The 11,850-nt window shown below is 30.4% G+C and carries 11 protein-coding genes; 9 read left to right on the forward strand and 2 right to left on the reverse strand.

Features of this window, described 5'->3' with window-relative positions; all coding sequences use genetic code 11:
* Positions 1–42: 42 nt before the first annotated feature.
* Together gldF and gldG are read left to right on the forward strand one after the other, a co-directional pair.
* Positions 43–759, forward strand: a complete 717-nt coding sequence (gene gldF, locus ES045_RS11805) for a gliding motility-associated ABC transporter permease subunit GldF (protein WP_147116489.1) — start codon at positions 43–45, stop codon at positions 757–759.
* Entirely contained in the window at positions 752–2,398 is a 1,647-nt protein-coding gene (gene gldG, locus ES045_RS11810) for a gliding motility-associated ABC transporter substrate-binding protein GldG (RefSeq protein ID WP_147116490.1), read from the forward strand. The genes gldF and gldG overlap by 8 nt, the downstream gene beginning before the upstream one ends.
* Before the next feature lie 644 nt (positions 2,399–3,042).
* On the opposite strand, the gene ES045_RS11815 is transcribed toward gldG, so the two are convergent.
* Entirely contained in the window at positions 3,043–3,843 is an 801-nt protein-coding gene (locus ES045_RS11815; RefSeq protein ID WP_223267245.1) for an NAD(P)H-binding protein, read from the reverse strand.
* A gap of 262 nt (positions 3,844–4,105) precedes the next feature.
* On the opposite strand from ES045_RS11815, the gene ES045_RS11820 reads away from it, so the two are divergent.
* The 7 genes from ES045_RS11820 to ES045_RS11850 all read left to right on the forward strand — a co-directional run bounded on the left by ES045_RS11820 (position 4,106) and on the right by ES045_RS11850 (position 10,424).
* Positions 4,106–4,954 carry a DUF2911 domain-containing protein gene (locus ES045_RS11820; RefSeq protein ID WP_147116491.1) on the forward strand — a complete coding sequence of 283 codons (849 nt, stop codon included), beginning with the start codon at positions 4,106–4,108 and terminating at the stop codon, positions 4,952–4,954.
* Positions 4,955–5,068: 114 nt separating this feature from the next.
* A complete protein-coding gene (locus tag ES045_RS11825) occupies positions 5,069–6,346 on the forward strand; it encodes a chloride channel protein (protein ID WP_147116492.1) in 1,278 nt (425 codons plus the stop codon).
* 183 nt (positions 6,347–6,529) lie between these two features.
* Positions 6,530–7,177 carry an HPP family protein gene (locus ES045_RS11830; protein WP_147116493.1) on the forward strand — a complete coding sequence of 216 codons (648 nt, stop codon included), beginning with the start codon at positions 6,530–6,532 and terminating at the stop codon, positions 7,175–7,177.
* Positions 7,178–7,516: 339 nt separating this feature from the next.
* Positions 7,517–8,083: an RNA polymerase sigma factor gene (locus ES045_RS11835; protein WP_147116494.1), complete on the forward strand. Its 567-nt coding sequence runs from the start codon at positions 7,517–7,519 to the stop codon at positions 8,081–8,083.
* Positions 8,073–8,597: a hypothetical protein gene (locus tag ES045_RS11840; protein ID WP_147116495.1), complete on the forward strand. Its 525-nt coding sequence runs from the start codon at positions 8,073–8,075 to the stop codon at positions 8,595–8,597. Before ES045_RS11835 ends, ES045_RS11840 begins: the two co-directional genes overlap by 11 nt.
* The gene (locus ES045_RS11845) at positions 8,581–9,660 is read left to right on the forward strand and encodes a hypothetical protein (protein ID WP_147116496.1); all 1,080 of its coding nucleotides are present in this window, start codon (positions 8,581–8,583) and stop codon (positions 9,658–9,660) included. The genes ES045_RS11840 and ES045_RS11845 overlap by 17 nt, the downstream gene beginning before the upstream one ends.
* Positions 9,661–9,686: 26 nt before the next feature.
* Positions 9,687–10,424: a head GIN domain-containing protein gene (locus ES045_RS11850; RefSeq protein WP_147116497.1), complete on the forward strand. Its 738-nt coding sequence runs from the start codon at positions 9,687–9,689 to the stop codon at positions 10,422–10,424.
* 111 nt (positions 10,425–10,535) lie between these two features.
* Here ES045_RS11850 and ES045_RS11855 read toward each other — a convergent pair whose 3' ends face one another.
* Entirely contained in the window at positions 10,536–11,711 is a 1,176-nt protein-coding gene (locus ES045_RS11855) for a GlmU family protein (protein WP_147116498.1), read from the reverse strand.
* Positions 11,712–11,850 lie beyond the last annotated feature (139 nt).

Genomic DNA, 11,850 nt, shown 5'->3' on the forward strand with positions numbered 1-11,850 from the left:
TGCAGCGCCTATAAAACTTGAAAACCAAATAAAAAATACTCATTGATAGCCATTTTAAAAAAAGAATTCAACTCGTTTTTTGCAAGCCCGATTGCGTATTTAGTCATTGGAGTTTTCTTGTTGATTAACGGTTTGTTTTTATGGATTTTTAAAGACGATTTCAACATTTTAAATGCTGGTTTTGCAGATTTAAATCCTTTTTTCTTTTTAGCGCCTTGGGTATTTTTATTTTTGATTCCGGCCATTACCATGAAAAGTTTTGCTGATGAGTTTAACAACGGAACCATCGAACTTCTAAAGACAAAACCAATTTCTAATTGGCAGATAGTTCTAGGCAAATTTTGGGCTTCACTCCTATTAGTTCTTGTTGCTTTAATACCTACGCTAACCTATGTCTATACCGTTTATCAATTAGGAAACCCGATTGGTAATATCGATTTTGGCACTACAATTGGTTCTTACATTGGTTTATTATTTTTAGCAGCAACTTATACCGCTATTGGTTTATTTACTTCAACAATCTCTAAAAACCAGATTGTTGCTTTTATTTTAGGTGTTTTTATCACCTTCTTATTGTTCTATGGTTTTGATGCCATTGCGAATTCATTAGACAATAGTTTAACAATTAAAAAACTAGGAATCAACGCACATTTTAAAAGTATTTCTCGCGGAGTTATAGACACAAGAGATCTTATGTATTTTATAAGTGTAACCATCTTCTTTTTATTCATCACTAAAACACGTTTAGATAATGAATAAAAAAATAAAAAAAATTGCCATTTTAGTTGTTATTTTGGTGGCACTAAACTTTGTGAATCAGTCCTTTTACAAACGTTTCGATTTAACGGAAGACAAACGTTACACACTTTCTGAAACCACAAAAAACATTATTTCTAAGGTTGATAAATTTCTATTTGTAAATGTTTATTTAGAAGGCGATTTTCCTTCAGAATTTAAAAGATTACAAGTAGAAACACGGCAATATTTAGAAGAATTAGCAGCAGAAAATCCGAAGATAAAAATTAATTTCGAAAATCCAGACAATCAACGAGAAGCATTGATTAAAAAAGGAATGATGCCCAGTCAATTAACCGTTGAAGAAGATGGTAAATTATCTGAAGCAATTATTTTTCCTTGGGCAGAAATAAATTATGGTAAAAAAACAGCCATTATTTCTCTTTTACCAAATTCTATTGTTGCGTCTCAAGAAGAGCAATTACAAAAATCGATTGAGAATTTAGAATATAGCTTTTCGAATGCGATTCATTCTGTTTACCAAAAACAGCGTAAAAAAGTAGCAATACTTACCGGAAACGGAGAATTAGAAGACATTTATCAATATAGTTTTTTAAGTGAAGTTGCAAAAAAATATAGATTGGCTAAATTTACGCTAGATGCTGTTGCCAAAGATGCAGCGCAAACGTTAGATGATTTGTCTCAGTTAGATTTGGCAATTATTGCAAAACCAACAGAAAAATTTACCGAAAAAGAGAAGTTTGTTTTAGATCAGTTTATTGCAAATGGTGGTAAAACTTTGTGGATGTTAGACAATGTGCAAGCAGACCAAGATAGTTTAGGAAATACTGGTAAAATGTTGGCATATCCTAGAGATTTAAGTCTTACCGATGTATTATTTACATACGGAATTCGTATAAACACCACCTTGATAAAAGATTTATATGCAGCACAAATTCCTGTTGCAACTGGGCAAGTTGCCAACCAACCACAATTTAAAAATTTAGATTGGTTTTACCATCCTTTAGTAAACGGAAACCCGAATCATGCAATTACAAAAAATGTTTCTCCTGTAAGGTTACAGTTTGCAAATCAGATTGATACTTTAAAAAATAACATTAAAAAAACACCTTTATTAGTTAGTTCTTTATTAACTCAAAAAGTTGGAACTCCTAGAATTATAGAGCTACAATCTATTGCGGAAGAAGTTGTTGAAAAAGATTACAATAGCGGAAGTCAGTTATTTGCTGTTTTATTAGAAGGTGCATTTAATTCTGCATACAAAAACCGAGTACACCCCTTTGAAACACCACTTTTTAGAGAACAATCATCAAAAAATAAAATGATTATTATTGCGGATGGTGATGTTGGAAAAAATCAGCTACTAAAAGAACAACCCTACGATTTAGCGCGTGATAAGTGGACGAATCAGCAATTTGGAAATAAAGACTTCTTACTAAATGCGGTAGATTATTTATTAGACGATTCTGGTTTAATCAATCTAAGAAACAAGTCTTTACAAATAAAAATATTAGACAAACAAAAAGCGTTTAAAGAACGTACTTTTTGGCAGTTTTTAAATGTGATTTTGCCTTTGATTTTCTTACTTTCTTTTGGATTTGTTTTTAATTACTTGAGAAAACGGAAATATAGTAGGTCGTAACACAGAGATTCACAAAAGAAACACAGGGGTTCGCAGATTTTTTTTTGAAAAAAATAAAGATTTAAGTTTTATATTATAATATACCTAACGATGTCATTTCGAAATGAGCTTTTTCAGCGATTGAGGATTGTAACACAGAATTTCGCAAAAGAAAACACCGCGGTTTTTTCTACTAAAAATTTTAATTTTTAAATTTCACATAATAATTCCTCTAACGCATGTCATTTCGAAATGAGCCTTTTCAGCGATTGAGAAATCTCACATAAAGCTTGCAATCCTAAATAAGATTATTCGTTAAAATAATTCATCAGAATCACATTTATCACCTACTAAAATGCTCCTTCAACGAAGAAGTTCTCAATACATTTTTCGTCATACTTTAGAAAAACACTCAAACAGACAAACGTGCTGTCATTTCGAAATGAGCCTTTTCAGCGATTGAGGATTGTAACACAGAATTTCGCAGAAGAAAACACCGCGGTTTTTTCTACTAAAAATTTTAATTTTTAAATTTCACATAATAATTCCTCTAACGCATGTCATTTCGAAATGAGCTTTTTCAGCGATTGAGAAATCTCACATAAAGCTTGCACTCCTAAATAAGATTATTCGTTAAAATGACATCCGTCTGCAACACTACTATTCTAAAACTCTAACAAATCATCATGAATAAAAGTATAGTCTAAAACACGTTGAACTTTCTCTGAAGAAATTATTTTCCATTCATACACCTCATTCTCTTCAAATTCTGGCGCCTTAAAGTCGCTACTTAACTTTGCAAGTGTATAAAACTCTCTTCTTGTTGGGTGATGATTAGAACAAGCATTAAAAATTGTATTCCAACAATTCTGAGCAATTACTTCATGTATAATTTCTATGCAATCTTCTCTATGAATCATATTCACAAAACCGTTTGGTTGCGGTATTTTTCGGCCATTTTTAAACCAATTCGCAGGATGTCTATCGCCTCCAAACAAACCAGAAAAACGAATTATAGTCGTCTCAAAAAAAGTATTTTCTTTAAATAAGTTTTCAATTTCTGTCAACGGATTTTTTAAAACAGCATCTTCTTCAGTCATAACTCTATTTAACTTACCATAAACAGAGGTAGAACTTATAAAAATCACTTTTTGCACAGAAGATTCTTGAATCTGAGCAATTAGACTTTCAAAACCATCTACATCTTTAGAAGTAATGGCAATTATTAAAATGTCTGTATCTAAAAAAACATCAAATTCTTCATATTCAGAAATATTAACCAAATGCGTTTCAATACCCAAAGCCTGCAATGTTTCAACTTTTTCTTCTGAAGTTGTAGAACCTTTTACCCAAAAACCATCTTCTAACAATGATGTTGCCAATGGTTTACCTAACCAACCACAACCTAAAACACTAACATTTTTCAATTTAAAATATTTAGAAATTAACAATTTTGCTTTATTCAAGCATCTTTTTCTTTTATTAAGCTTCACTAAAACATAAATAATTATTATAACAATTAAAAAGCAACTTTGCTATTCGTTCTATTAATGTCTGTTATTGCTAACGGTTCACAGAAAATTAAAGAAAAGCTTTCTATAAATCCTGAAATTATTTTATGAAGTGATGTACAAAGATACATCCCTTTATTTTAAGATATTGTTAACATTTAGCGTTTTCTGAAATCGTAATTTTGATTTCATTAAAACATACTAACAACCAAATATCATGAAAAAAATTATATTAAGCTTATTTGTACTTGCAACTACACTTGCTACAAATGCACAAATTGAAACACCAGCACCAAGTCCGTATCAAAAAACAGAACAAAAAGTTGGTTTAACAGACATCACTTTAGAATACTCTAGACCAAGTATGAGAGGTCGAGAAATTTTTGGAAGTTTAGAAGATTTCGATAAAGTTTGGAGAACTGGAGCAAATGAAAACACAAAATTAACTTTCTCAACCGATTTTATGGTTGATGGCAAAAAATTAAAAAAAGGAACGTATGCTCTATACACAATTCCTGGTAAAAAAACATGGGACATCATTTTATATTCGGATGCTACAAACTGGGGAAATCCTGCAAAATGGGACGCGTCTAAAGTTGCTGCAAAAGTAAATGTGGAAGCACAAGATATGCCAATGGATATCGAAACTTTTACAATTACGTTTGATGATTTAACAAACAGTTCTGCTGTTATTGGTATTATGTGGGAAAACACGTATGTTGGTTTAAAGTTTGAAACACCTACAGAAGAAATGGTTTCTAAAAATATCGAAAAAATAATGAGCGGTCCTTCTGCAGACGACTATTACGCTTCTGCTAGTTATTATTTTGAAAGTGGAAATGATATTAATAAAGCACAAGTTTGGATTGATAAAGCGGTAGCAATGTCTGCTGAGGCCCCTAAATTTTGGTTTTTACGCAGACAAGCTTTAATTCATGCAAAAGCAGGAAACACTAAAAGTGCAATTACTGCTGCAAAAGCATCATTAAAATATGCCGAAATAGCTAAGAATGCTGCTTACGTAAAAATGAACAAAGCTTCTTTAAAAGAATGGGGAGCAATGTAATCTTCATTTTATTTAAAATATTAAAAATCTCAAGTGAAAGCTTGAGATTTTTTTGTTTCTACACAATTTTCATCTAATTTTGCCTTTTACTTTATACTTAAAATTGCATAACAAGTGAAACTTAAAAGGAGAAGAAAACTAGTCTCATATTCTAACATCTTAGACCAACCCATAAAATTTAATCCGTTTGTTTTTAATCGTACTTTTGTACTTTGGGCAATCGTTGGTTTAGTAGGTGGAGTAATTGCAGGTATTTATTGGATTGTCTTAGAGTTTCTAATTCATAAAATTGCGTTTTTTGATGGCTGGTTAGTAATTCCTGTAATGTCTATATGCGGTTTACTAGCAGGGTTAATAATTCATTTTATTGGAGATCCCGGAGAGATTCATTTAATTGTTGATAATATTCGTTTTAATAAAGGAAAATTAGATCCAAAGAACAATCCTTCTATGATACTTTCTTCTTTACTATGTGTTGCATCTGGAGGAAGTCTTGGTCCTGAAGCACCATTGGTTCAAGTAACAGGTTCTACAGGTACTTGGTTAGGAAAAATATTTAGATTAAAAGGAGAAGAGTTGCGCTCTTTAAGTATTGCTGGTATGGCTTCTGGTTTTACAGCGCTGTTTGGCGCTCCATTAGGAGGTAGTTTGTTTTCATTAGAAATACTGCATCATAAACACGCAGTAGCATATTACAAAGCTATAATTCCTGCATTAGTGGCTAGTTGTTTTAGTTATATTGTTTTTGCTTTAATAATGCATTTAGGCTTAGGAGCCGTTTGGGAGCTACCAACCTATGAATATTCTGGAACTTTTGATTTTGGTTTGGCTGTTTTACTAGCAATAGTTGCCACCATTGTTGGTTGGATATTTATTTATTGTACAAAATTCTTAAAATCGATTTTCGAAAAAATTAAAACAGCCATTTATATTAAGACCTTAATTGGCGGAATTGTTCTTGGTGTAATCTCTTATTACTTTCCTTTAACAAGGTATTTTGGTCACGAAGAAATTAACTCTTTATTAAATATTGAGATCTCTATAAAGGGATTATTCTTAATATTAGTTTTTAAAATTTTAGCAATTTCAGTGACAGTAACTTCAGGTTGGCGAGGTGGTTTTATAATTCCTTTATTTTTTATAGGCACAACACTTGGCTTAATTATTCATCATTTCTTCCCTTCAATAAATCTATCTTTAGCAATAATTAGCTGTATGGCAGGTATAAATGCTTGCGTAACAAGAACTCCAATGAGTACAACTATTTTATTAGCGACATTAACCGGTTTTTCATACTTTATACCCATTTTATTTGCAAGTTTAACAGGTTATTTTCTAGCTCCAAAAATGCCTTTTATTGGTTCTCAAATGGATAAAACAGAATCGCCCTAAAAAAATAAACTTAAATACCTCTAATTTTAAAAAGAAACACCGCTATTTAATTGAAATTGATCATTAAGTTGGGTCCTTTCATCATACTATTTTGTTATTCATAAATAATTTTAAAACCTTTATTTTACATACATTTTACGCTAACTTTGCCTGCTATTTGTTAACCGTAAAGAAAAAAAATAAATGGTAAAGAAGAATCTAAAAAGAAGCTACAGGATTACTAAATATGTAATTTATAAAGAAACTTTAGTTGATTTTAAAGAAAAATTCTGGTCATTTCTTGGTGCTTTTATTGGTATAGGAATTATTGCTTTTATTCAATCTTTATCTTTACCTAAAATAGAAAATATTTTCTTAATAGGTTCATTTGGTGCCTCTAGTGTTTTAATTTATGGTGCAATACAAAGCCCGTTAGCACAACCAAGAAATTTTATTGGCGGACACGTTTTGTCTGCTTTCGTAGGAGTTACTGTTTTAAAAGTTTGTCCGGATATTATTTGGATATCTGCACCTTTAGCAGTTTCTCTTGCTATCATTGTAATGCAATTTACAAAAACACTTCATCCTCCCGGAGGAGCTACTGCTTTAATACCCATTCTTGGTTCAGAAAAAATTACTTCTTTAGGTTATTATTATGTTTTTTCTCCTGTTTTAACTGGTGTTTTAATCTTACTTTTTATCGCACTTATTTTTAATAATATGACCAAAAACAGAACCTACCCTACAAATAATACTTTTACTAGAAGGTTTAAGACAAAAAAACGTCTTGCTAAAATACTTGTTAAATTAGGGGTAAAAGAAACTACAGAAGCAGGCACTTTAAAAAATTAAGTTCTCAAACTAGTTTTAGAGTATTGAAATTAAAATTACGGAAATATCATTCCATAATTTTAATTTCAATAAAACAGTTAATCAATCTTAAAAACAGATGCTAAGAAAGTGTTTCATATAAGTTGCATCTAAATGGAGAAGCATATAAACTTTATCACGGATTATTATTCTTCAAATAAACAACAAAAAAGACTTTCTACACAGTTTGAAGCTCCATTATAAGGTGTAAAAAAGCAAGAATTAATTCAATAAAAAAATCCATTTAAAAAAGTTTACTTTTATTTCCTGAAAACTGTCACAAATTAAAAACAAATTTGTCTCTAGAATAGAAATGTTTTATTGGAAATTAACCAACCACATATAACCAACCTTTTAGAAAGTTGCAAAAAGCAGGATAAGAATGCGCAGCTAGAATTGTACAAATGCTATTATAAAGCAATGTACAATGTTGCATATCGTATCTTAAAAGACGAATTTGAAGCTGAAGATCTTATGCAAGAAGCCTTTTTAACGGTTTTCACAAAAATGCAAACGTATAAGGGTGAAGTTACTTTTGGCGCGTGGTTAAAGAGAATCGTCATCAATAAAAGTCTAACACAATTAAAGAAAAATAATAAATATCAAGAAATTAAAATGGAAATAATTCCTTCCGATGAAGTGGAAGATGAAACCGTCAATTACAAAGGTTTTAAAGGAAGTACTGTTTTAAAATGTTTGCAAAGTTTAAAAGAAAATTATAGAATCGTTTTAAACTTACATTTAATTGAAGGATACGATTATGAAGAGATTTCTCAAATTTTAGAATACACTAATGAAAACGTAAGAACAACCGTTTCTAGAGCTAAAAAGAAATTAAAACAGGTTTTACTTGCAGAAAAGATACAATCACAAGTTTATGGAAGATAAATTACACCCTTTTTTTTCTAATAATGAATTCGATTTTAAAGAACCTAAAACAGGTCATTTAGAACGTTTCGAACGCAAGTTAAATGCACCAAAACAAAACCAAAAAACTTCTTGGACATGGTTAAGTATTGCTGCTTCAGTCGTTTTAATTTTCGGATTTGGGTTGGGTAGCAATCATCAAAAAAGACAAATAGATTTGGCAGATATTTCTCCTAAAATGGAAGAAGTTCAGAACTATTTTGTGTCTACTATTCATCAAGAAATTAAAACTTTAGAAAAAAACAGAAGTTTAGAAACAGAAACCATCATAGAAAATGCTTTAGAGGAATTAGAAGAATTAGAAGATAACTACAAGGTTTTTGTGAAAGAACTTACTAAAAATGGCAAACATAGAAGGGTAATTAGTGCTATGATTAAAAATTATCAAAGACGTTTAGATATTTTAGACAAAACTTTAAAACAGATAGACCAAATTAAAAAACCTAATAGAACACAAAATGAAACCTATATATAAAATCACTTTTTTATTACTGATGTTTCCATTTATGATAAATGCGCATACTGATGATAAAATACACGAGAAAACAAAAACGATAAAAAAAGAATATGCAGTAAATGCAGACGCTAAAGTTATTCTAGATAATAAATATGGCGATTTAAACATTACCACTTGGAATAAAAACCGTGTTGAAATTGAAGTATCAATTACTGTAAAAGGAGATGATTTAGACGACGTTGAAGCTAAGTTAAATTCGATAAGAATTGAATTTAATGCCAATAATTCTTTGGTTGAAGCAACAACTATTTTTGGTAAAAAAAAGAGTAATTGGTCTTGGTGGGGGAAAAGTAAAAACACCAACTATAAAATAAATTACATTGTTAAAATGCCAAAAACAAATGCTGTAGATTTAGACAATGACTATGGAAGCATTTATTTAGGAAACTTATCTGGCACAGCAACTATTAATTGCGATTATGGAAAAATTTCTGTAGGAGAATTAACTGCAACAAATAATACAATTACATTAGATTACTGCTCTTCTTCTTCTATCGCTTCTATGAAAAGTGGAAGTATAAATATTGATTATTCTAAGTTGACAATAGACAACTCAGAAGACATCAAAGTAAACGCAGATTACGCTACTTTAAAGTTTGACAAGGCTGGTGAAATTAATTATAATTTAGATTATGGTGCTATTACAGTAAACGATGTTGAACGTATTTATGGAAACTCAGATTATGTAACCTTGCGCTTTGGAACTGTTAGAAAAGAGTTCGTGATAGATACCGATTACGGTTCTCTAACTATTAAAAATTTAATAAATGGTTTTAATAAAGTAGATATTACGGGTCAATATACCACTATTAGAATTGGTGTAGAAAACGGAGCTTCTTTCAATTTTGAAATCGATTTACAGTACAGTAGCTTTAAAAGAGATAGTGATAAAGTAGAGCTTTTTAAAAGTATCGAAAAATCTACAAAAAAATATTACGAAGGTAGATACGGACAACAAAAAACAAACTCAATTTTAAATGTAAATTCACAATATGGAAGTGTTAGAATTGAAGAAAATTAAAAAAAAATCAACTTAAACCTAAAAAAATGATCACAAAAAAAACACTTTTAACAGCCTTATTACTTACACTAACTTTTTCGGTAAGTGCACAAAGCGGGTTTGGAAACAGTGAGAAAGTTAAAGGAAATGGAAATGTAGTTACAGAAAATAGAACAACAGAAAATTATCGTGGTATTATGGTCGGCGGTTCTTTTGATGTGGTTCTAATCAAAGGAAGAGAAGGTAAAATTACCATGGAAGGAGAAGAAAATATTATTCCTTTTATTGAAACTGAAATTAACGACGGAATCTTAAAAATAAACTACAAGAAGAACACAAATATTAGAACAACCAAAAAATTAATTGTTACCGTAACTTTTGAAACTATTGAAAGTGTTGCTTTAGGTGGTTCTGGTAATATTTCTTGCAAAGAAACCATAAAAGCAAATCACTTTAATGTGAGTTTAGGTGGTTCTGGTAATATTGATTTAAAAATAGATTCTGATACTGTAAACTCTAATATTGGGGGTTCTGGTAATATTGAATTACATGGAAGTACAAACAAATTAAAAGGCTCTATTGCTGGTTCTGGTAGTCTTAAAGCTTATGATTTAACAACCAAAGAAATTACGGCAATAATTGCTGGTTCTGGAAACATAAGTACAACTGTTAAAGACAAAATTAACGCAAAAATAGTAGGTTCTGGTAGTGTTTACTACAAAGGGAACCCGAAACACATAGACAGTAAATCTGTAGGTTCTGGGAGTGTTGTAGAAAAAAATTAGCACTTTTTATTCCTAAAAAGAATGCGACACTTAAAAGTTATAAAACTAAAAACCGTAAAATGAAGTTCATTTTACGGTTTTTTAATATATTATCTCTAACAGTCTATAAATTTAATAATTACGATACTGTTTTGTTGCTTCAAAAACATGATCTAGAATTTTTTGATCTACTTCTTCAAAAGGTAAACTTTTCCGTTTTAGAACAGCTGTTGCAACTTCAGACACTTTATTCATTTGAAAAGTTGTAAATCCCGATGCTCCTCCCCAACTAAAAGAAGGAATAAAGTTTCTTGGAAAACCTGTTCCAAAAACATTTACACTTACACCAATGACTGTTCCTGTGTTAAACATAGTATTAATTCCGGTTTTAGAATGATCTCCCATCATTAATCCACAAAACTGTAATCCTGTCTTTGCAAAACGTTCTGTTTCATAATCCCACAGTTTTACTTCTGCATAATTATTTTTTAAATTAGACACATTTGTATCAGCACCTAAATTACACCATTCTCCTAAAACAGAGTTCCCCAAATACCCATCATGTCCTTTACTTGTGTTTCCTAATAAAACAGAATTATTAATCTCCCCTCCTACTTTACAAGAAGGTCCTAAAGTGGTGCCTCCATAAATTTTAGTGCCCATTTTTACAACTGTACGCTCACCCATAGAAAACGGACCTCTAATTGAAGAACTTTCCATAATTAAAGCATCTTTACCAATATAAATTGGTCCTTTAGATGCATTTAAAGTAGCAAATATAATTTCTGCACCTTCTTCTATAAAGATATTTTCTTTGTGAATTACCCGTACACCTTCTGGTATCGGTTCAGAAGTTCTACCCTCTGTAATTAAATCAAAGTCTTGCTGAATAGCTGTGCCATTATGCGTAAAAATATCCCATGTGTTTTTTACCTGAATCAATTCTTCTTCAAATTCAATTTGAGAATAGGTATCAAAATTCACTTCTTCTTGGCTGTCGGTTGTAAAAAATGCAATAACATCTTCCCCTTTAAAAATTGCTTGGTTTTTAGAAAGCTTTTTTATTTGGTCAACTAAAGATTCCGTAGGACAAAAAGAAGCATTGATTAGAATGTTTTCTTCCATTTCTACCATCGGATATTTTTCTTCTAAATATTCTTGAGTAACCGTTGTTGTAGTTGCCCCTAAATGCTTCTCCCACTTCTCTCGAATAGTTAAAATTCCTATTCGAATATCTGCAACGGGTCTTGTATAAGTAAATGGTAATAATGACTGTCTTACATCACTATCAAATAAAATATAATTCATTGTGTGCTTTTTTAAAAGTGCACAAATTTACTTTAAAATGCTTATAAAAAGATTATTTACTTTAATTATTTATAAATTACAGATATTAAATCTTCCTTTTGGGTAGAACTTTAAAGACATAAATAACTTTATATAAATT

This window comes from Polaribacter sp. IC073, assembly GCF_007997075.1.
Lineage (GTDB): Bacteria > Bacteroidota > Bacteroidia > Flavobacteriales > Flavobacteriaceae > Polaribacter.

Excerpts from the sequence above, each read along its gene's own strand:
- ES045_RS11840 (WP_147116495.1), top strand. The coding sequence starts at position 8,073 with ATGGAAGATAAATTACACCCTTTTTTTTCTAATAATGAATTCGATTTT.
- ES045_RS11820 (WP_147116491.1), top strand. The coding sequence starts at position 4,106 with ATGAAAAAAATTATATTAAGCTTATTTGTACTTGCAACTACACTTGCT.
- ES045_RS11830 (WP_147116493.1), top strand. The coding sequence starts at position 6,530 with ATGGTAAAGAAGAATCTAAAAAGAAGCTACAGGATTACTAAATATGTA.
- gldG (WP_147116490.1), top strand. The coding sequence starts at position 752 with ATGAATAAAAAAATAAAAAAAATTGCCATTTTAGTTGTTATTTTGGTG.
- ES045_RS11845 (WP_147116496.1), top strand. The coding sequence starts at position 8,581 with ATGAAACCTATATATAAAATCACTTTTTTATTACTGATGTTTCCATTT.
- ES045_RS11855 (WP_147116498.1), bottom strand. The coding sequence starts at position 11,711 with ATGAATTATATTTTATTTGATAGTGATGTAAGACAGTCATTATTACCA.
- ES045_RS11850 (WP_147116497.1), top strand. The coding sequence starts at position 9,687 with ATGATCACAAAAAAAACACTTTTAACAGCCTTATTACTTACACTAACT.